A 21,208-nucleotide genomic window follows, 5' to 3' on the forward strand; every position below is an offset into this window, starting at 1 on the left:
AATGATTAAAGATTACTCTGGTTGTAAATCCCTCCACATATAACAGGCGATTTCATCAAGCATTTCCTCAGTATTCCATCTAGCGTCAACGAACGGTATGTATTTGATTTCGTCTGTTCCAACTGCTTTCCGAATTCTTTCATGTTCTGCGGATGGAGCGATTACAGCAAATACAGAACTTAAATTGAACCTTATTTTTCGTCTTACACGCCATTCCCTTTCCCAATGAAAGTCATGGCCTTTTTTAACGATATTGATAATTGCTCCCAAGGTAAAGAAATGTCCTAGGTCACCTTCATCGTTATAAGCCCTGATAAATTCGTCGTATTGCTGGTGCAGGTAATTAATCATAAGCGTGTTTTCATCATATACATACAACACTGGATTACCACGGGATTCTCTGATCTTATTTTTTTTGAACACAAGACCATATGCTTCCAGATCAACCTTCCTTCCTGATATGCTGGTCAATAAATGAATCTTATCCAAAGGTGTTTCCGTAAAGCACACGACGTTGAACCGATCTTGAAGAGCGATATCTTCTCTTCTAAGCTTTGGAGAGAAGAGACAATGATGGTTATAGCCATGAATAATCTCATCTTTGATAATTGACACAAGGTTTTGCCTAGCGCTTTTCCCGTCTCTAGCTTTTGTTAGATGGACTACATATTTAGAAATATCAGTTCTATGAGAAAGGATTTCTTCAATGCTACGCGACAAACATCTCACCTCCTATTTCGAACCTATCTTTCCTATGGTTTCAAGCTTTTTTTCCTTCTGAATGACTCTACAATAAATTCCTTTGCATAACTTAAGTCGCACTTAATAGCGTGCCTATATGGTTTTTGTATGTCTACAAGACGGAAACTTACTACATCCAAGAAACTCCTCACCCTGTTTGCTCAACCTTTTAACCATGAGAGCACCACATTTGCATGTCATCGAGGTGGCTGCCGCGGCCACTTCCTTATGAGCCTTCATAATATCCGATCTAGCTATAGACGCTTGCCGCGGAACCTTCTTCCCAGGTTGCCACTTCCCCCATGCCCTAAGCTTCTGCTCTACAAGCCCTCCATGCCAATAATCCACTTTGAATTGCTCTGCTTCCTTCTTCGCTGGCCTTGTCAAATCTGAAGTTGTTACCAACAGCGATAGAATACAGTCATGATTCCTTTTCGCCGCGACCAGTTCACGCACAGTTTGAACAGGAACGGAGTTATGATCGGCATAACACTTAGCTTGTACTGCTGTCTTCTCGCCGCGTCTATCAATAATGACCAAATCCACACCGCCGTCATTGCCACCGACTCCAACCTCATGAACCGTGTACCCTTGATCACGGAAGTATAGAGCAAGAAGCCGTTCAAATTCAGCTCCAGACAAGTCAGAAAGCTTGCTTGCTAGGATAGCTTCATCAGTTTTTGGATTTCTTAAAGTACGCCTTGGTACAGTTATCTTCTTAGTCGTTGATCTGCGCTTCTTTCGCTGCTGCTTCTTCCCTATAGTCGTTTGTTCCAAGATGGATACAATCACACTAAGAACAAGAATGCCTGTAAGCATCCAACCTACGGAGCCGAAGGGAAGCTTAGGAAACTGTATAGGACCAGAAGAAAGCCAATGAATAGAATGGTTAATCATATGCCACCTACCTAAATAAAAAAGGGATGCGCCGCCAGGCAACACCCTTCCTTATGCCTATATACGATTATAGGACAAAAATACCATTTTTGGAATCCTTGCTTCATTATTCCCTATGATTCAGCAAATTTCTTCCTTGGAAGAACAACTGGCGATATAGATACTCATCCATTCAATATCATTTCCTCGATCTCCTACACTCTCTTGATCGTTACGCCCCGCCGTTGTTTCACACCTAGATATGCTCGACTGATTGACCTATTTGCTTCTGCCCAGCATCATGTCTGTTCCCATATCGCTGGTGAAGCGAATACGGTTATCGTCCAGAAAGCGAATGATAGCTGGTACGCTTTTGTTACCATCCTTGTACTCAAAGAAAATGCTTGTATCATCGAAGGACAGAACCTTAAAGTCCATGCTTTCCGTACCGAATAGATTGGCACTGACCATAACTCCATTCTTCTTATCGCTTAGTTTAAATTCAATAGATACGTCCTGTAATAATTCGCTTTTGCTTGGCGGAGTATTCCACTTTCCTTTCAGTCGCGTCAACGTATCCACTTTATTGGCGTCAGAATACGTAAGCTTGTCAATCTTCCAGCCATACTTCGTTTTCACGAGAACCACCGTTGCTTGAACTGTATAGATTCTTCCTTCCACATTGCGTTCGATAGACTGAGTGATTGTAGCTGTCGTTTTATCATCCGATAGCTGCAAATCAGCTTTTGTATATGAAGGCAGTAGCCAGCGTGTGTCATCGCTTTGGCTGTACTTGGGAATAATGCCTTTACTGCCAGATGATTTGCCCATGTTATCATTCAGAAACTCATAGGTAAAATTATTAGAGAAGAATGGTCGCATGAACTTCCTCGCCTCCTGTTCGGACTTAGGCCCTGTCCATGACAATTGAAGTTTATATGCGGTCTGTAATATCTGTAGAGCCTTTTCAGGTGCCAATTCAGAAGTTTGGCCGCGTTGTGTATCCTGCATGCCATCCTCGCCAAACGTACTGGCATTGTATTTTTTACTTTTCTCGTCCCATTTAAAAACAATCTCATTGACGAAGCCTGCTGAGAGGGGAACCCTGTTTGAGCCGTTATCACTTTCATTTTCAAATCCTTTGAATTCCTCGTATCCATCCTGATCCACATCAGCTATCACGTTAGTGTCGTGAAATTGAGATGCTACGTGATCAATACTAACAATCTCATTCTTCTTAACCGTAAAGACCTCAGCCAGATAGCCACCATTTCCGTACATTACGACAGCAAGAGCCTTCTTGTACGAAGGATTGTTTATTTTGAATACCGATACTGCCGAACCGTTATCATCAAACTTTTTGGAAACAGTTCTGACTCCTGTCTGCGGATTATATACAGACACGTAGACATCTGCTTTATCCATCAACGTCTTCTTGACGGTGTATATGATGATCTCATCCTGACCGTCATTGTTCAAATCATAGAGGAGAGGTTCACCCACATTTGCTTCTGGAACCTTAAATTCCGATATGAAATCTTCTTTGGCCTTTTGCACGGCGATGATCTTTTCCTGCTCCGAAAGCTGCTTGCCTTGCTGGATAGAAGCTTGATTGGACAAACTCCCCTTTTGATCCGTCTCCTGACTGCATCCAGCAGCGACAGCCAAAATGACAAGCCCAATAAATACCTGTTTCAAACGTAATCCCTCCTGGTTCGCCTATTGTTTATTATTTTATTTAACGTCCCATAAGGGATAACATGATAACAACCACTATGGATATGAGCAACAGCAACCCAAAAAAAGCACAACCACAGCCACTCTTGAATTTCCCCATGGCATCATCTTCTTTAATGAAGACAATGAAGCATACTATGAATATCACAATGAGTCCAGATACCGTTAGCAGATGCCTGAAAACTCAGTGGTAGCAAGGCTTCAGCAACCACAACGTAGTAAGAAAACAAAAGGGGATGCCCTCAGCGGACATCCCTTCTGGTACTACTTATGGAGACGAGGGGAGTCGAACCCCTGTCCGAAGATAACGCCACACAGGCTTCTACGGGTGTAGTCACGGTTTTGATGTCACCCTAGAGACGCCCCGTAACCGGCTCCCCTTCAGGTCAGCCTGATTGTCTTCTTCCGGTAGACCCCAGGCGGAGACCTACCGGCGTATCCCACTAAAGTTGAGCCCCTATCCTAGCACATGGGCGATGCTAGGCAGAAGCACGCTCACAGGTTATTAAGCTGCTAAAGCGTAGTTTGTTGTTGTTTTCCATTTAATAGGCGTTAGCGTTGATGAAGCGGATGCTCCCCACTAATCATGTTCATATTTAATGCTCAAATTTTTAATTGTAATCTTCTCCATAAAACATAAACGAAATATCCTGGTCGTCATTTATTTTACAGCTAATCACATTGTATTCGTTTTCGTCAGATATATTAAAATCAATTTGAACTATCACAGGTATTAAAACATCGGTCTCGACTTCAAGTTCAACCTCCTTTTCAAAAAGATATTTCCCTTCTTCTTTATCAAAAATAGAGTTCTCATAATCTGTATAGGTCACTTCTGCCTCAAAGTTAACTCTTACTTCAAATTGAAGGGTTGCCTTATTTTTTCCCAATTCAATAACATTCACGTCATCTTCTAATTCAACACCCAAAACTTCAATATTTTCAACATAACCATCCTCATTTTCCACGGAGAATCCCCGATCAGGAAAATCACGACTAATAATTTCTTCAATATTTTCAAAGTGTTTTCCCACTAAATTCACAACAAAATTATGTCTGAACTCGTCAGTACTTGTCACTAGATTTAAAAATAAGTCAACAGTTTCTATATGATGCAAGTTTGAATTATTTTCGCAATAATTCGCCAAATCATTGTCTGAAGAAATTACATACATTTGTTCAGAGTTAATATTGCACCAACTATCTAGTGCCATTAAATTGATGGCATCAGGAAACTCCGATTTCTTTTTATCGCTGAATGGAGCAGTCCCTTGGAAATAACTATTCAATAGCTTACTTATCGACACAGAATCAACTGAAACAGTTGATATTTTTGAAATTTCCCTAAAATCATCAAAATTCTTTTCAATGACTGAGTTAATCGAGTTACTTAAAACACTGTTAAAGATTGCGTTATATTGTGATACATGACGAAGAATCATACCTTTTTTACGAAGTGATTCTAACGCTAATTTAACTTCTCTAGATTTTTCGTTTATTTTGTTCATTAATTCATTCACGACTATTTCTGTAATAAAGAGTCTTATATGATTTTCATTTGCCAACTTTGCTATTTGTCCAAGCAGTTGATCTTTGAAATTAAAGTTTCTTGAAATGTAAATCGATGAATCGATAAAAACATTAATTGGCTTCAACCCTTCCAACTCTCAACCTCCTACTATAATTCAACCGCTACCGTTGCACATCATAAAATAACATTCAACGAGTTACCTATTTACTCTTTCCAATCCACTAATAAATTGTTTACTTTTAGCATTTTTCAACAAAATTCCTTTTAGCGAATTCCAATAGCTAGAACCAACTGAACTCGCAATTGCGTTGCAAATGGCGAATGCCAATTGCTCCTCAAATTCATACCATTTATCGCTATATATTACTTGTGTTCTTGATGAGTTTAAATCAAGGTCTCTAATACCGCAAACATCAATCACTAATAGTACTGTTAATGGCCACTCTATTCGCACCTGATTTTTTTGTACTCTCCATGAATCAGGAAACAGCGTTGTTGGAATTTCGATTCCGTGCAAAGAAAGTCTAGACTTAGATTCTACTACACTTCTATAATTTGAGGTTTGCTTAATCTCATTTTCTGAATTCACTCCAATGGACGTCGAATGCATATCAATATCATTGCTACCCATAGAGTATGATTTTTTTAATTCATATGATTTTTCGTCTATTATTACTTTCTTTGTTAACAATTCTATTTGCTCTACTGGCTTTCCTTGATCCTCCAGAAGGTAGACTACAACAAGACCCACAATACCTATGTTGTCCTTATCGTCTATTGTAAACTCTATTCTCCGTATATTCTCATGCTCTTGCCAATCATCGTCTTCTATGGAGTCTACTTTTATATCTTTAAAGCTATTTTCGTCACGAGATTCTACTTTACTATTGCTCTGAATTATTATTTTAAATGGTGGATTCGGGACTACATTTACTACGGAATTTATAAATTCCTCATCGGTCATTCTATCCCATGGATTCTTATTTTTTCTTAAAACTAATTTAGTTGAAGTACCTGGAGTACGTCTCTCACCTTTCTTGATTAAAAAAATGCTTTCTTGTCCTTCAACAGTTAAACTAATCGGCTCACTAGAATCATGAGGTCCATAAATCCTTCTGGTATCAACAATAAGAGTATCACTGACCATAAAACACGACAATATCCCAATACCGAATCTTGAGGTAGGATTAAAATCCGCTTTCGTTTCAGCCTTCAAGTCGTAAAAATCTGATGATTTATAAAAGGATGAACCAACTCTTGAATAATATCTATCAATAATATCCTGATCCATACCAGTACCGTTATCTATTACTTCAAGTACATCTTGATGTTCTTCCTCGCTGTATTTTACGATTATCTCAGGAGAATAAAAATTCCCCCAACGTTTTTCTAATGCTTGTCTCAACAAACATGCATCAATAGAGTTTTGTATTAGTTCTCTTAGGGCAACTTCTGGATCGCCGTATAGTTTAGTTCCCATCAGTAAATCAATTACCTGGCTTTTACTAAGATTAAATTGAGTGTCTCTATACAAGTAGAGCGGCTTACCATAAATATCTTTTTTAGTTGTGATTTTAGTCCTATCAACACTAAATGGTATTTGCATCATTAGATCTCTATGCACACCACGATGAAACTCATTAATAGTAGATACGATATTATTACTTACGCTAAGCTCAAAATCTATTACATTGCAAAATGCATGTATCGAAGCTTCAATAGCAGGATGCGTGCACTTTGCATGGAATTGAATACATGTATTACTTATCAGCCAAGACTCGATTGCCCTGTGTTTATTCCATTCTTCTAAAGATACAGGGTGTTTAACTGCTAAGTGCGAATATAAAACTGCTGGAGTACGCTTAGCATCGAAATCTAATATATCAGCCAGTCTCAAGATAACTGCAACTAAAGGCAGGCATGCGTAAGCACCTTGTCCACACAAAAGCCACCTATCTAATTCCAGTAAAGACAAAGCATTTTCATTATGACTGAAGCATATCTCTGAGATTTCCCACGTTAAATCTGTATCCTTATACTTAATTTTGCCCGCCCAATCCCGAGCAATTATTTCTTTCGAACGAAACGAATGCGTTTCTCTAATATAATCAGATATTAAATAACCTTTTAATAAGTCTGCTTTACTGTAGTCTCCTTGGCCAACAAGTTCCTCTACTGTTTCCATTCTATCTGGTCTAGCCAAGGTAAATCTTTTAAACTGAGAATATTCTTTTTCTTCGCAATCGTTTTCAAACTTAGGGTTAACGTCCCATACTTTTCGCCATGAAATAACATGCTTTTCATCCGGTGCCATACCAATATCATGAAGAAACGCACTTAAAATGAGCAATAGCAACTCTGGAGTTGATAACTTAACGATGTTTTCTTCTGAGATAAGTTTCTCCATTAAACCTAAAACCCTAAATAGATGATCTCCATCGTGAAGTGTAAATTCACCCATATATCTGAGAATTGTTTTTGTTTTTTGATAAGAGTAGTGACAAACATCATCTACGAGGACGACAACATGATCCGTATCTTCGCTTCGGCACTTTGAAACTAGTGCTTGGTACAAGGCAGAATTTTTCAATCTCAATTTTGTCTCTTCACGCCAATCGTCTTGCATACAATATCCCGCCCTTGTTTACACATTCTTTTCAAAATACTACTTCATCCTTGAAATAGCCGTATTAAGCACAGACGCCAACCACAGCAATTCACCTGATCCAAATATAAGATGTGCCAGTGGCAGCTCGCCTTGATATCCCCGTCGATGGGACTCCGCGATCTCCAAATAAGCCTTGCCAACGCTTTCAGGAATATCCTTCGACTGCATCAGTGTACCTGCAACTATCTGGTCAACAATACGATTATTCTCTGCTATCGCTTCTTCAACCGTAAGCTGGAGTTGTTCCCATTCGAGCTCAATTCCTGAAATCCGCAGAAATCCATCATCTATCTTTGCTACCCACTGCTCGCCGTGCTCATTCTCGTAATATGAAAAGTATGATCCGCTTTGATCGCCTATTGCCCATACAGGCGGGTTTTTACCTTGAATATTTATACGAAGCTCAGCCGACAACCTTACCAGCCCCTCCATTATGAGATGCTTGACTCAATGATATGTTCTCATATCGATAGCTGGCTGTCAAAACGATTGTCGACTGAACAGCTTACAATTTATCTAAATTCTGTAACCAATATCTTTTCGTATAGTACAATATCACTTACCTTAAATTGAATCGTTAAAAACAGCTTTCCTGTCTCTCGCTGTATATATACAGTCGAAACATACTTCCCAACAATCGGATGCAACAACGCGGGATTCTGCACATCTGCATCCAGCAAACCAATCAGTGTCTGAATATCATATTTCACCGACGTAACATAATTCTCTGGCAAATTCACATGCTCAACCTGTGATGCCAGTACCTCACGCTCAATATGCTTATCCGCAAGCTCCTGGTTCATCTCCGCAAGCATTTCCTGATGGTACGGCTTCCCTTTGCCGGCCTGAACGTCCTGTTCCACTGATTGGATCCGCCGAGTTAGAAATGCAATTTCAGCATCGACATTAGAGAGCCTGACAACGACATGTTTGTTCTTCTCATTGTGATAATGTAGAATCTCTTCTTCAAGCTGGTTATCCATTGATAAACGAAGAAGCGTCGTACGCAACTTGTTCGTAACTATCTCTTCAACTCGTTCTTTTCGCCACGATACATAGGAACAGAACTCTTTACCCTTTCGTTGGAAACCGCCGCATACATAGTATCTATGACCGCCCGTTTTTGCTGATGTAACATTGCCGATCATCTTAGAACCGCACTTATCACATACCATGATTCCACGGAGCCAGTAGGGTGATACCGATGCAGTTCCAACTGCCGTATGAACCACGCCGCCTCCATTATGCCGTTTCTTCGACTTCTCCTGACATTCTTCAAATAGATCGACGGTAATAATCGCTGGATGGGCATTTTCCGTTACAACCCATTCTGAGCGATCACGCCACTTTACACCCTTCGTTTGATACTCTTGTTTGTTCCATACTCTCCTGCCGATGTACGATTCATTATGAATAATGGCTCGAATCGTAGAGGTTGACCACATTCGTCCTTTCTGCGTCGGCACTTTAAGCTCATTCAATGCGGAAGCAATCTTATGATAGCCCTTATCCTCAAGAGCGTATTGATTGAATATAAAACGAACAATATCTATCTCTTCACGCGGGCCGGGAACCCATACTGCCTTTGTCTTCTGATTTCCTAATGCAATATGTTCTGTTCGATAGCCATACGGAGGTGTGCCGCCGTTGCTATAGCCCTTCTTCGCATTCTGAGTCATTCCTTTACGAACTTCAACAGCCAGATTCGCATTGAAGAACTCCGATACGATTTCAAGCATTCCTTCAAGCAGCACATTTTGCGGCGTATTATCCTCTGTCTGCTCTGTCATTGAAATCACTTTAACCCCAATCTGACCAAGCAATGCTTTATAAAAAACATGGTCGTCGCGTTTCCGAGAGAACCTGTCGAACTTATGGACGACGATAGCGTCGAAATTACGATTGGCACGTTTAGCCATCGCAATCATCTTTTGAAACTCTGGACGATCATCCGTCTTAGCTGATTGTCCTTTCTCTACAAACTCATGAACGATAGTCCAGCCTTTTTCGCGGCAATACTGCTGAATAGCTTTCAATTGAGCGGGGATTGATAACTCCTTTTCTGCTTGACGATCAGATGAAACCCTAACATAACAAACTACTTTCATAGTAAACAACTCCTTCGTATTATGGTTTTTGGACATAAAAAAAGCAGGCATACCGTTAGGCATACCTGCGTCGAACATCATGCTACTCATTTCATGATCTTACGAGACTTCACTGCTGACTGTGCTGCAATCCATAACTTTTCATCAATAATCGCTGGATGACCATTTTTCTTGATAATCCAATCCTCCTTGGGATTCTTCGTTTTCGTTACCTCGCACTTCTTGTTCCAAATACGATGACCGCAGTAAGCGTAGTTATCAATAATTGAAAGCACAGTAGATGGTCGCCAAACCTTTACACCGGATTCATCTTGCTCGTTCAAGATACGTGCTATCTTCTTGCCTCCATTGCCCGCGGCCGCTAACTGAAATATTTGCTTTACGATACTTACCTCGATGTCCGGGCCAAGAATATAGTTCACTTTGCTGCCATTACGATGCAGACGATAACCGAACGGAGCTCTGCCGCCGCAATGGAAACCTTGTTCTGCATTCTCTCGCATGCCCTTTAGCGTTTCGAATTTCAAGTTGACGTTATACCACTCACTGATAACCTCAAGCATTCCTTCAAGAAGAACGCCGTGCGGAGTTTCAGGCTCAGTTGGTTCTGTTGCCGAAAAAACAAAAACACCCAACTTCTTCAGGAGGGCTTTGTAAACAACGTGATCTTCACGGCTTCGACTGAACCTATCAAATTTATGAACTAGGACGGCTTGAAACGTTCTGTCGGTTTTTTGGGCGTCGGCAATCATTCTTTGAAAATCAGGACGATCTGCAGTCTTCGCCGATCTCGCTTCATCGACGAATTCATCTACGATCCTCCAGCCCCTCTCCTCAGCGAATTTCTGCAATGCCTCACGTTGGGCCGGAATGGATAATTGCTTCTCTGCTTGTTGCTCGGATGATACCCTTAAGTAGATAACGACGTTCATTCTCTGCTCCCCTTTTAATATTTAGATTGCAATATAAAAAAACCGATCTAAGTCAGATCGATTTTCGACGTTGTGCCTCTCTATGAGAGTCGGTAGTCTTCCACTCCGATTTATCCATGCATCCTGGCTGCGGCGGGGTTTTCGTCCCGTACGAGTAAAATACGAGTTTTCTACAAAAGCTCTATCTCCGTGTGCTCGGTAGCCGATTTAGTCTTCTTCAATCGAATAGAGTATACGTCGTCGTCTCGCAGACCTGTACCTTCTAGGATCGCATAGTAGAAGATTGCCATGTTGTCGATGTCTTTGCTCATATCTGATAGTTGAAATGACATTTGAACTTGCATCGGCCCGCCGACAGCTATCTGCATACCATCCTTCTGTAACCCATCGATAATAGGATCGGTATATTGGTATTCGAGCGGAAAATAAGAATGACCCCAGTCTAAGAACAGCGGCTCGACCTTTGGCTCACAATAAAACCTTTCTCGCACACTATGAATAAGTTTTTGATTACCGCCGCCGCCCACCTCATACAGCTCAATCGTAACTAGGTCAGGGGACTGCGATATTGCTGTTCTTTTCGTAGATGCCTTGAAGGAATGCCCAATAGCAGCACTGTTAATAAATTGATCAGATGCTACGACAAGTTTGTTTATACCGTCCAATATTGATTTCATTATTAAAAGCAACTGGCGTCCATTAATGTTTCTTGACGATTCGATTGATATTTCAACATTATATATGCCGAGCAGCGGCAACTGGTACCCTACCTCTCTTATCGCCGATCTAAATATCATTGATATCTTCGCTTGAAAATCCATCATCGGGATGTATTGAAGCACGTTGATATCGTTCCAAACACCTCGTTCTTCATGTGGATACGATTGAGCTCGTGGTGCGTCGTATATCTTTAAATACGAAGAAGCGTCATGCTCAATCTTAACGCTGGTAGGGTCAATCAACACTGATAATGTGCGAAGAGGCTTTTTCATATGAACATCCTGCCTTTAATTTTCTTCATTTCTAAAGAGTCAAACGTATGCTTTATCAAATATTTGGGACGAAGTATAATATGCTCTTTCAAGTCAGGGTTTGGCTTACACTTTCCAACATCACCGTAGTACACGCCTCTAAGAAAGTAGCATCTCACCGGGACAAATTCACCTTTGCGTAGTAACCACTCCATCGTTGTCAGAGCTGCACTGGGAGATACGTTTAGATTATAGCAGAAACCTTCGTCTAAACTCATCTTCCCAGCAGGATTGATTGATACGATACGCTTATCTATCCCGCCGAAATATTCAATATGGCAATGAGCATACAACATTAAAAGAAATTTCAATCTACGATCATTCCACGTTTGCCTCGTACCAGGAGTGTTACGTAGTCGTTCCTTAGTTACAGCTTTAGTAGGGACCATGATGAAACCATGATTAATACCCTTTAGATTCGCATGATTGCATGGAATATCTGCATTACTTGTGAACTTCTGTGTTTGAGGATTATAGTCAGGAGCAGTTAACAAAGAGCATCTGAATGAAGACCGAATACTAATTCCTCTTCTTTGAATAAAATGTTCTGCTTCCAAGCTATCCAATACAGCATCAACTATTGGTGAGTAGTTATTCAACTTCGTCGAATTAGCGGCTAGTGTCGCATATCCCAAGTCAACATTGATCTTTTGTTTACTCAACATAGAGAGATTATCTTTCACACTATAGAACTTACACAGGTACAAATAGATTCTAAACCTATCTTTATCATCAAAGAAGTTGCCGTATAAATCAAAGAGAACCTTACGTTGAAAAGTAAACCATTGTTTTACAACCTCAAACGATGGCTTCCCGTGGAGATTATAGATGAATGCTGATACGTCTATCGTTGTTACCATGTTAGCCTCCATTGATCTGTAGTATAAATGTAGTGTAAAGCCAATGATCGCTTAGGTGAAGAAGATCACTTGTTCGATGTTACTCAAGTCATGTCAACCCCGAGCAGAGCGAGTGCATTTTAGGGTTGATATGACGACTCATCACGCTGACACTGAATATTGTCCTTAGCGTTAGCTAAGGGCTGGCTCACGCCGAGTGACGGGAATGCAAAGGGTGGTAATCCTTTGCGTCTCCCCTTTAGGGGACGGAAGGGGATGTTTTCAGAACTAGCACATCAATCGACGCTAATCGAGGTTCTTAACAATCAGGAAAGAGCCTCCAGCAATGGTAGCTCCTTGTAGAATGTTGCGAACAAGAAAATCGACGCCAACCATATTTTCGTATTCAATATAGTGATTCTAATTCAACTTCTTGACTGTCAACTGAATGGTTTCCATAGCGACCAGAGCCTCGCGAATTTCTTTTGGCATCTGAATTTCTAAATGTACGCCATTGAACCGGATCATCACTTCAATTGCGTATAATGGCAACAAAGCATCAACTATCGCCATAAAACTGAAATTTGCAGTTCGCAAGAAAATTTCATTGTCGCATGTAATGAGAGAAACATAGAAATCATTCGCAGACAGCTTAAATGATGCAGGTAAACGCAGACCATTTGTAGTAATCTTGGCTGAGATAGTTTCGTAATGTTGAACAGAGAAAGGAAGGGTGGTTGACCACTTTATAACGCTCTCTTGAAGCTTCTGAATGGCTGATGATGTATCATGAATGATTGTATCAGCCATTTGTTTCAACAACTCGATAAACTGTGTAAAAGACAACCGTAGAAGGTCACTGCGGAAATATATTTTCTTATGAATCTTATCGAGCAACAGAAGAGGGCCGGTAGTCAATAATGAATCAAATAACCTGACTTTCCATCCGGTGATTCGCTCGAACCAATTAATCCAGATGGATTGTGTTGAATCATGTTTATTGTCGCTAACGACGATAACATATTTGTGATTTCCGTCTATTGAGTCCAACTCAATGATTTCTTTACTTAAACGTGCAGACCATGGTAGCATAGATTTCATTTGTACCAATCGTGTCTCAATTACTTCAACGACTACAGGTAGTTGACGATCTTTCATAGTGAGAATCAATCCTTTCAAAATGTATTTATGGGAATAATATTAAGACGGTTGATCGAAAGTCATTTGTAAATGGATGGGTGTGTATGGTGGATAGCATGGCGATGCCATATTTCAGACAATCGTCGCCATCGCTATCCATCACATCACATGTCACAACTGTTTCGATAAGCGATTTTTGTAATGGTTTGTCACATTAGCCCTTGCTCTTTCAAACTAAGAAATCGATTATCGCCAATTATGAGAGAGTCCAAAACCTCAATCCCGACAACTTCCCCAACCTCGACGAGACGTTTTGTTAAAGAAATATCCTCTTGTGAAGGGCTTGGATCGCCGCTTGGGTGATTATGTGCCAGTAAGATAGAAGCACTGCTTCGTTTTATTGCAGCACGAAATACTTCTCTTGGATGAACAATCGCACTGTTCAAAGTTCCAATAGATATGATGTCTTTTTGTATCAGATGATTCTTGGTATTTAGATGAAGAAGGCAGAATCGTTCCTGCTGAAGATACCGCAATTCAGGCATTAAATAATCAGCGGCATCTTTCGGACTGCGGATGATGAACGGAGAACCGGATGGTATATTTAACCTTCTTGCCAATTGCAGAGCGGCCATGATTTGATGGGCTTTGCGAGGGCCAACGCCTTTGATGTTCAGCAATTCTTGCTCCGTAACATCCATCAACTCAGCAAGAGACGGGAAGCGGGAGAATATTTCTTCAATGATATAGGAGCCGGTTTTTTCTGCGAGTGTTTCAGCGAACAGGGATTTGATTGATGACAACTCATATGAATTCATTTGGGCAGCCTCCATTAATAAATGCAAAAAAGAGAAGCCGCGGCGACTCCTCCAGTTGCAAGATTTGGTGAAATTGGATAATATAAATACAATGTTATTTTTTCTTAGTCGCTCCGTTATCGGGCGGCTTTTTCTTTTTGTAGACTGTCGATATCAAGCTGAATTAGTGCAGTACGGACTAGAATCTGACAATAGGTCTTCCCTTCTTCCGTATGAAGTGGGGCATCTTTATCCATCGACTTCATCAATGATCGCAGAAAGCTTCTTTTCTTCATTAGTTCATGCATCTTTGCCATGCTTATCACCTCCCTTCATACAATGGAACTTAATCCCAATAAGCGTTATACTGCAGCACATCACAAGCACCGTCTGATCGATGTCAAACAACGTCGCCTACCTTCGGATTTGAGCGGTAAAACTGATAAGAACAGTAACCTTCGAGTTCTGCAATGCGACGACAGCATACTTTTCAGCGTCAATCGGAACGCTGTAAATGTATCCTTTTTGCTCACAGAATCCGAGATACTGCTTCTGGCTGTTGCATTTGAATGTTTGAAAGTTCATTGTGGATTCGCCTACCTCCATGACTCTACTGAAATAGAACAATGTATCAACCTTTTGTTTTTGCAACCTGCATCTGATGCCGTTGTAACTGTTGTGGAAACTCCCGATGAAAGTATGCCGTCATCCATCGAGCCGCTGTACTATCATCAACCTGATAAATCCGACGACAATATGAGTACAGCAATATGCCCGCCATACGAATGCCGCCGTTCATCACAAGTTGTTTCAAGACAGTTGTTAATTCCTCAGGCAATCCGCATTTTTCAACCATGTGCTCACCTCCTTTCACTGCTCCGGTTAATCTCACAACCGATGAATTTATCACTGTCAAATGCAAACACAAATAACCCGCTTTAATGCAAGCAGGCAGTAACGGTTTATCGATAGACTAAAAACTAGGATTTCAATCGTACGGCAAACCTGAGACAATTCAACTGCTCACATACCAACTCTCAAAATGTATCGCGACCAATCGCCTACAACAGCGGCAAAACAGCAACACGAATCTCATACTGCATGTGCCAGCCTGCTTCTTCCAATTCAGCTACCATTTTGTCGTAATCGATGAAACGCGTTATACCGGCAGGAACGCAGCCGTAATATCCTAACCGCACCAATTCATCAGCAACATCACGAAGACTACCCACATCGTAGTACACAACGTAATGTCCGCCTTTCAAGATGTGAATTACTTGATCCACGCCTTCAGTACACCCGCACAACGCATATACAAGCCGATAATCATATTGACCGAGCACAGCGGCGGCATCATTGATTGCAAATACATCATCGTATCTATCAATGATGAATGGAGCATCGAAATCGACTATCAGGCATTTTGTATCGTTATCTTCAATGCGTTGCATAGCCTGTTCCAATTCATCCCGACTCACGGGAAGAGTCAGCCATGTTCCCTCTATAGTTGTCCGACCGCATGTTCTTTCTTTTGCCAAGCAAATCCTAATCTGCATCCAAAATCTCCTCCATCAGCAATTTGTACTGCTCTCTCGAACATCACCGCAAACTCAAATACAACGACGATAAGTGTAATATTTTAATTGTTCATCTGTATTCACCTCACTTTCAATCAGGACGCCTCTCACCATCCATTTCCTCGCTGTCAAACAAGGTAATAGAAACAAAAAAGGGATGCAACCTGTCTGTTACGACAGATTACATCCCTATTTGACCCGGGTGGGGCATGAAACGCCAACCGGGGGTACTTCAATTATGTATGGAGGTACCGAGAAAAATTATATATGATTTTTTTGCCATATAGGCAAATTGAGCAGTATTCATCTCATTGTGACCGTATTCTCCGATCAACCGTATTCGTAAATTCCTGTGTCATTTTTATGATGAAGTCCACATCTTCAACTGGACGATTGGCGAGTAACGCATTCAAGGATTCGATTTTGGTACGTGTAACGTCTGCACCAGAATGATCTTCAACATCCTCGGTATTTTCGAACAACTGGGCAGGCTTGATTCCTAACGCGATAATAATGCGACCCAGCGACTCCAGAGAGATGTTACGACTCGACCTTTCAACATCACTTATATACGTAAAGCTAAGGCCGGATAGTTCGGCTAATCTTTCCTGTGTCAGTCCTCTGGTTTTCCGAATACTGCGAATTCGTTCACCAACCATTTTTTTGAAATCAAACATGACGATCACCTCTACTAAAGATTAGTAGAGAATGAATGGGACTCGAATACTATCATCGTTGAAATATAAACTTAACGTATAAGAGTAGTGTGTAGTATAATAGTCGCATTGGAATGAACTTCCACTTAGTACAACTTACTCAATGAGAGGGTGACTGTATTCAAAAGCACATGGATTGCGTCAGTTACATACAAGGAGATGATTGCTTAACCGGAAACAATAAATATGATTTTTCACCGCGACATCATTGTAAATTATTGATTTCACATTCTATACTACTTGGGGGAAACCACATGAACAAGAAAAAACTTGCATCAGCACTTATGACGGGTGTACTGACCATTGCATTGACCGGACAAGCGTTATCCGCACCAATTGAGTATGGAGAAGAACTTAAAAATGCACCTCAATCAACCCCATATGTGACATTTACCGATTTGCCACAAACGTATTGGGCTTATAATTATATTGCTAACATGGTTCAGAAGAAAGTAATCGAAGGCTACGTAGACAATAAATTCAGACCGGAAAATACAATCACGCGAGCTGAATTTGCTACGATCATCGTCAAAGCATCTGGCATCAAACCGGCTAAAGTCAACTACGCTTCATTTAGTGATGTTCCTGTTTCCAATTGGGCAAGTCCGTTCGTTGAATCTGTAAAAGACTATATGACCGGCTACCGGCTGGCTAATAGTCAGTATAACTTTAACCCAGATACTCCTGCGACCAGAGAGGACATTACCGTTGCCATCGTCAGGTTAAAGGGATACGACACTCGACTTGCCAATCGGGCGGCAGTAGAACCGATGTTCAAGGATTTCGAGAGTATTAGTGAAAGTGCGAAGGATTATGTTGCAATCGCCGTCAAAGAAGGACTGGTTAGCGGTTACCCCGATGAAACATTCAGAGGACAGGCAACCATAACTCGGGCAGAGGCATCAGCTTTGCTTTACAGAGCTTTTCTGTATGGGAATGATAATAAGGGAGTCGGAGGGCAAGGAGGCTCTTCCACAACGCCTACAGCACCTGTAACGCAACCATCGACGAATCCGCAACCGGCTCCCAAGACAACCACGCCGACAACTACGAACCAATCACAACAACCATCACAAGCGGCTAAGTTTAGCGTTGATACCCTTGTAGGCGGCACAGGAACGGGTGATGTGGATGGGCCTGTTTATCAGGCAAAGATTAATCAGGTTGACAACATGGTTGTCGATAAGGACGATAATGTATACGTTCTTGATAGTAGCAAGAAAAAGATTCGTAAGTTTAACAAATCAAACGGAACTCTTGAGACATTCAAGACTATCGATAGTCAATTCAATTGGGAGTACTCGCAAGAGGGGAAGAATGTAATTCACTTCGATTACACCAAATTTCAGCCGACCAGGCTTGCTTATAATATCACCAGTAACAAGTTGTATTTAATGGGAATTACAAAATCCTCTGATAGGGAGTATCGCTACCATCGAAACATTTTCGAGATCAGTCCTTCCGTTCATAGCGTCGTTTATAAATTGAATTCTATTGAAACGAGCACTTCAGGATGGATCAGCGATTATAGTAATTTTGTTGCCTTCAGTGATCCCAATACCATGTTCTTCAAAGAAATCGGATTTGGTGATTTTATTTACAAAAGCTCTCTTGATAGTCATACATCCGATGTAATCGCAAGTAGAAATGATAAAACAGGTGTTGACCTGAGTGGAGTAGCAGAAGGCATTATTACAGAAACAGATATCTTCACTTTTGGAACGGGTAATAATACCCTGTCTAAAGTTCATCTCTTCCCGCGTCAAGTTGAGACAATCAAGACGATCGGCAATATAGAATTCGATACTATCAGTACCAATAAGGGCAAGTTTTATATTTCCAGCGGCACAACCATTTACGAACTAACTACTGATGGAAAACTGACAACCTTCATCGACGGCAAAGACTTGACTTACAACGACGGCATCCCCATCAAGAAAATCAGTCAATTGAGCTTCGACAGTCAAGGCAATATCATTGTGTATGACGACGAAAACAAGGCGATCCGTCGAATTAACTTATAAGGGGCGGAAAGCATGTACTGTCCAAAGTGCGGTAAGGAAGTGCAAAATGACGATATCTTTTGCCGTTCGTGCGGAAACCGGATTCAAGTTGAAGCGAATGACATTTCGCAAAGTGCAAGTTCGCCCAATACAAACAACAATATGAATCAAGCTTCCAGATACAATCAACTGTCGAGTGAGGAACAGGAGTTTCGTACATTTATCGGAAGAAATGCGGATTTTTACCTAAAGAAATGGAAGCTCAGGGATAAAGGATGGAACTGGGCGGCTTGTTTCTGTGGATTTCTCTGGTTAGTCTATCGCAAGATGTACCTTAATCTACTGATTGTCTTCCTTGTCCATATTCTTTTAATCCTCATAGGTTTAGTAATTATTACTTATAGTTCAAGTGAAGCAATAAGTGACCTTTTGCGTAAATTTTTTCCTTTTGCTATATTTTCGATCTCACTTTTTGTGATTCCACTTGTAATGGGCTTCTTTGGAAACCGCATGTACTACAGCCACGCAAAAGGGAAGATAGAGCATGTAAAATCCAAAATATTAAACGAAGCGGAACGTGAAAAACGAATACGTCAGCAAGGCGGCATTGGTGTCGTTGGTTTGCTTCTCACAGTATTCATTACCATGGTCATAGTAGTGTTAGGTGAAATATTGGATATATTAGAGATGCTCATGTAGAGTCCATGTAAAAATAATACAGACGGATAAGAGTGTCAGTTTAATCGACGCTCTTATCTTTGTTCTTCCAGATAATATTTATTCTCATTTGATATTTACAGAGTAGGTTTACAAAATAAAGGATGGTTTCCTTGTTATAGAGTTAATCCTGTGGGATCGCTGAACAATCATTCGTTCGATGCCTAAATCCATTGTTCATTGGCATGTTTGTTGGTGCAAGGCAAGAATGAACTGAAAAGTAAGAATGTCAGCCCTTTCTCAGAAAAATTGCAGAAATCGATAGTCACATCAAGTGGACAGTGTATAGTTCATGGTACGCTGTATCTTTTCTTTTTATTAGCCAACACGCCGGTAGGTGGGGTATCGTACAAAAAACACTCTCATCGCTGTAATTAATATTAGCAAAACAAGGAAGAAGATAAACAAGCTGACAAAGAGGAAGCCGGTTACGGGGCGTCGCTTTGGGGACATCAAAACTGGTGACGATGGAGCTAACCCCAATGCATAGTGTCCGAAGTTTTATGTATTCAAAGCCAGAACAGCAACAAACCCTTTAGCATCGCGGTTTCATGAACCACCATGTATACAAAAAACAAAACGACAGCGGCTAATGGCTGTCGTTTCGTTCATTTTAAATGGAGACGAGGGGAGTCGAACCCCTGTCCGAAGATAACGCCACATAAGCTTCTACGGGTGTAGTCACAGTTTTGATGTCACCCGAGCGTCGCCCCGTAACCGGCTACGCGTTGGGTCAGCCTGATTGTCTTCTTCCGTTTGACCCCAGGCGGAGACCAAACGGCGTATCCCACTAAGGTTGAGCCCCTATCCTAGCACATGGGCGATGCTAAGCAGAAGCACGCTCACAGGTTATTAAGCTGCGAAAGCGTAGTTTTGTTGTTGTTTGCCATTTAATAGGCGTTAGCGTTGATGAAGCGGACGCTCCCCACTACCCGCTACTCATGCTCGAACTACCCCCGTCGAATCCAAAAACGTCCCCGAGATAGAAAGAGCATCATAGCTACTGTCGTCATGCCAGCTGCAAATTTGATGCTTACTTATTATATCACAAGTTGAGCCGCTGTACAGATCAACCTGATGGCAAACTTGGCAAAAGAAAACCGGATTACCGCGCCACCTTCTGCTTCTCGCGAAGCGCCCGTTGGATATCGCGCTGCGCATCCCGCTTTGCTTCCGTTTCGCGTTTGTCGAACTGCTTCTTCCCGCGTCCTAAACCGAGCAGCAACTTCGCATAGCCGTTGCGGATGTACACCTTCAGTGGCACTAGTGTGTAGCCCTGCTGCTTAGCCAGACCAAGCAGCTTGCTGATTTCCCTCTTCTTCAGCAGCAGCTTTCTGGCCCGCGTAGGATCGCTCGGATTGTGGCGATTCCCCTGCTCGAATGGGCTGATATGCATATTGTGGACAAATGCTTCGCCATTACGAATCGTCGAGAAGCTGTCGCCAATGTTCGCTCTGCCCAAACGCAGCGATTTGATCTCCGTGCCGGTCAGCACCATGCCGCATTCATAGGTTTCTTCGATGAAATAGTCATGGGAAGCCTTTTTATTCTGGGCGAGCACCTTGCCATCCGCTTTCTTGACCATGAAACCACCCTCAATCAAGTCAAATTTGGATTGGAGTAAATTGTATCAACTGCCGCCCAATAAATCAAGCTCTTACGCCGGACAATTTCATTATAAAAAAAGACTCAATGGCCAAGCCTTGCACGGCGCGTACATTTGGAAGTCATCGGCTTCGGGCAACGGCCGGCAACGATACGAGAGTATCGCATGGCGGTGGTCGGACCACGACTC

The 21,208-nt window shown here is 41.5% G+C and carries 19 protein-coding genes and 2 other RNA genes; 3 read left to right on the plus strand and 18 right to left on the minus strand.

The features are described 5' to 3' along the window. Window positions 1–12 precede the first annotated feature (12 nt). The 14 genes from EYB31_RS35015 to EYB31_RS35080 form a co-directional block, all read right to left on the minus strand. Complete coding sequence (locus EYB31_RS35015) at window positions 13–720, minus strand: hypothetical protein (protein WP_165452781.1); 708 nt, start codon at window positions 718–720, stop codon at window positions 13–15. A gap of 114 nt (window positions 721–834) precedes the next feature. Further along, on the minus strand, window positions 835–1,638 hold the full coding sequence (locus tag EYB31_RS35020; protein ID WP_240763170.1) for a restriction endonuclease: 804 nt from the start codon (window positions 1,636–1,638) through the stop codon (window positions 835–837). A gap of 258 nt (window positions 1,639–1,896) precedes the next feature. Then, the gene (locus tag EYB31_RS35025) at window positions 1,897–3,315 is read right to left on the minus strand and encodes a hypothetical protein (protein WP_131018239.1); all 1,419 of its coding nucleotides are present in this window, start codon (window positions 3,313–3,315) and stop codon (window positions 1,897–1,899) included. Window positions 3,316–3,622: 307 nt separating this feature from the next. Further along, window positions 3,623–3,959: a transfer-messenger RNA gene (gene ssrA / locus EYB31_RS35030) on the minus strand. Between the two features lie 6 nt (window positions 3,960–3,965). Beyond that, window positions 3,966–5,018, minus strand: coding sequence for a PIN domain-containing protein (locus EYB31_RS35035; protein ID WP_131018240.1), 1,053 nt, complete (start codon window positions 5,016–5,018; stop codon window positions 3,966–3,968). 63 nt (window positions 5,019–5,081) lie between these two features. Next, complete coding sequence (locus EYB31_RS35040) at window positions 5,082–7,511, minus strand: HD domain-containing protein (protein ID WP_131018241.1); 2,430 nt, start codon at window positions 7,509–7,511, stop codon at window positions 5,082–5,084. 39 nt (window positions 7,512–7,550) lie between these two features. Continuing rightward, window positions 7,551–7,967, minus strand: coding sequence for a hypothetical protein (locus tag EYB31_RS35045; protein ID WP_131018242.1), 417 nt, complete (start codon window positions 7,965–7,967; stop codon window positions 7,551–7,553). Between the two features lie 98 nt (window positions 7,968–8,065). Continuing rightward, window positions 8,066–9,661, minus strand: a complete 1,596-nt coding sequence (locus tag EYB31_RS35050) for a recombinase family protein (RefSeq protein WP_131018299.1) — start codon at window positions 9,659–9,661, stop codon at window positions 8,066–8,068. Between the two features lie 86 nt (window positions 9,662–9,747). Next, window positions 9,748–10,593, minus strand: coding sequence for a recombinase family protein (locus EYB31_RS35055; RefSeq protein WP_131018243.1), 846 nt, complete (start codon window positions 10,591–10,593; stop codon window positions 9,748–9,750). Window positions 10,594–10,763: 170 nt separating this feature from the next. Continuing rightward, window positions 10,764–11,585 (minus strand): hypothetical protein, encoded by an 822-nt coding sequence (locus tag EYB31_RS35060; protein ID WP_131018244.1) that lies wholly within the window; start codon window positions 11,583–11,585, stop codon window positions 10,764–10,766. Next, entirely contained in the window at window positions 11,582–12,484 is a 903-nt protein-coding gene (locus EYB31_RS35065; RefSeq protein ID WP_131018245.1) for a hypothetical protein, read from the minus strand. Before EYB31_RS35065 ends, EYB31_RS35060 begins: the two co-directional genes overlap by 4 nt. Before the next feature lie 399 nt (window positions 12,485–12,883). Next, complete coding sequence (locus EYB31_RS35070) at window positions 12,884–13,621, minus strand: hypothetical protein (RefSeq protein ID WP_131018246.1); 738 nt, start codon at window positions 13,619–13,621, stop codon at window positions 12,884–12,886. Between the two features lie 191 nt (window positions 13,622–13,812). Then, window positions 13,813–14,421, minus strand: coding sequence for a RadC family protein (gene radC / locus EYB31_RS35075; protein WP_131018247.1), 609 nt, complete (start codon window positions 14,419–14,421; stop codon window positions 13,813–13,815). 116 nt (window positions 14,422–14,537) lie between these two features. Then, on the minus strand, window positions 14,538–14,717 hold the full coding sequence (locus EYB31_RS35080; protein ID WP_131018248.1) for a hypothetical protein: 180 nt from the start codon (window positions 14,715–14,717) through the stop codon (window positions 14,538–14,540). Here EYB31_RS35080 and EYB31_RS40495 point away from each other — a divergent pair. Then, window positions 14,716–15,342, plus strand: coding sequence for a hypothetical protein (locus EYB31_RS40495; protein ID WP_165452782.1), 627 nt, complete (start codon window positions 14,716–14,718; stop codon window positions 15,340–15,342). The genes EYB31_RS35080 and EYB31_RS40495 overlap by 2 nt on opposite strands. Before the next feature lie 119 nt (window positions 15,343–15,461). Here the strand turns inward: EYB31_RS40495 and EYB31_RS35090 are convergent, their stop codons facing one another. Further along, complete coding sequence (locus tag EYB31_RS35090) at window positions 15,462–15,956, minus strand: antirestriction protein ArdA (RefSeq protein WP_131018250.1); 495 nt, start codon at window positions 15,954–15,956, stop codon at window positions 15,462–15,464. 329 nt (window positions 15,957–16,285) lie between these two features. Next, on the minus strand, window positions 16,286–16,654 hold the full coding sequence (locus EYB31_RS35095) for a helix-turn-helix domain-containing protein (protein WP_131018251.1): 369 nt from the start codon (window positions 16,652–16,654) through the stop codon (window positions 16,286–16,288). A gap of 293 nt (window positions 16,655–16,947) precedes the next feature. Between EYB31_RS35095 and EYB31_RS35100 the strand changes: the two genes are divergently transcribed. Both EYB31_RS35100 and EYB31_RS35105 read left to right on the plus strand, forming a co-directional pair. After that, window positions 16,948–18,717, plus strand: a complete 1,770-nt coding sequence (locus EYB31_RS35100; RefSeq protein WP_165452783.1) for an S-layer homology domain-containing protein — start codon at window positions 16,948–16,950, stop codon at window positions 18,715–18,717. A gap of 12 nt (window positions 18,718–18,729) precedes the next feature. After that, a complete protein-coding gene (locus EYB31_RS35105) occupies window positions 18,730–19,395 on the plus strand; it encodes a DUF2628 domain-containing protein (protein WP_131018300.1) in 666 nt (221 codons plus the stop codon). A gap of 633 nt (window positions 19,396–20,028) precedes the next feature. Here the strand turns inward: EYB31_RS35105 and ssrA (EYB31_RS35110) are convergent. Next, window positions 20,029–20,392: a transfer-messenger RNA gene (gene ssrA, locus EYB31_RS35110) on the minus strand. Window positions 20,393–20,518: 126 nt separating this feature from the next. Beyond that, window positions 20,519–20,998, minus strand: a complete 480-nt coding sequence (smpB, locus tag EYB31_RS35115; protein ID WP_131018253.1) for an SsrA-binding protein SmpB — start codon at window positions 20,996–20,998, stop codon at window positions 20,519–20,521. Between the last annotated feature and the right edge of the window lie 210 nt (window positions 20,999–21,208).

Origin of the sequence: Paenibacillus thalictri (genome assembly GCF_004307995.1) — a bacterium.
In the GTDB taxonomy this organism is placed as follows: Bacteria; Bacillota; Bacilli; order Paenibacillales; family NBRC-103111; genus Paenibacillus_AF; species Paenibacillus_AF thalictri.

Coding starts and splice junctions, on each gene's coding strand:
- EYB31_RS35020 (WP_240763170.1), bottom strand. CDS start 1,638: ATGATTAACCATTCTATTCATTGGCTTTCTTCTGGTCCTATACAGTTT.
- EYB31_RS35040 (WP_131018241.1), bottom strand. CDS start 7,511: ATGCAAGACGATTGGCGTGAAGAGACAAAATTGAGATTGAAAAATTCT.
- EYB31_RS35050 (WP_131018299.1), bottom strand. CDS start 9,661: ATGAAAGTAGTTTGTTATGTTAGGGTTTCATCTGATCGTCAAGCAGAA.
- EYB31_RS35055 (WP_131018243.1), bottom strand. CDS start 10,593: ATGAACGTCGTTATCTACTTAAGGGTATCATCCGAGCAACAAGCAGAG.
- EYB31_RS35060 (WP_131018244.1), bottom strand. CDS start 11,585: ATGAAAAAGCCTCTTCGCACATTATCAGTGTTGATTGACCCTACCAGC.
- EYB31_RS35065 (WP_131018245.1), bottom strand. CDS start 12,484: ATGGTAACAACGATAGACGTATCAGCATTCATCTATAATCTCCACGGG.
- EYB31_RS35070 (WP_131018246.1), bottom strand. CDS start 13,621: ATGAAAGATCGTCAACTACCTGTAGTCGTTGAAGTAATTGAGACACGA.
- radC (WP_131018247.1), bottom strand. CDS start 14,421: ATGAATTCATATGAGTTGTCATCAATCAAATCCCTGTTCGCTGAAACA.
- EYB31_RS40495 (WP_165452782.1), top strand. CDS start 14,716: ATGCTTATCACCTCCCTTCATACAATGGAACTTAATCCCAATAAGCGT.
- EYB31_RS35080 (WP_131018248.1), bottom strand. CDS start 14,717: ATGGCAAAGATGCATGAACTAATGAAGAAAAGAAGCTTTCTGCGATCA.
- EYB31_RS35090 (WP_131018250.1), bottom strand. CDS start 15,956: ATGCAGATTAGGATTTGCTTGGCAAAAGAAAGAACATGCGGTCGGACA.
- EYB31_RS35095 (WP_131018251.1), bottom strand. CDS start 16,654: ATGTTTGATTTCAAAAAAATGGTTGGTGAACGAATTCGCAGTATTCGG.
- EYB31_RS35100 (WP_165452783.1), top strand. CDS start 16,948: ATGAACAAGAAAAAACTTGCATCAGCACTTATGACGGGTGTACTGACC.
- EYB31_RS35105 (WP_131018300.1), top strand. CDS start 18,730: ATGTACTGTCCAAAGTGCGGTAAGGAAGTGCAAAATGACGATATCTTT.
- smpB (WP_131018253.1), bottom strand. CDS start 20,998: ATGGTCAAGAAAGCGGATGGCAAGGTGCTCGCCCAGAATAAAAAGGCT.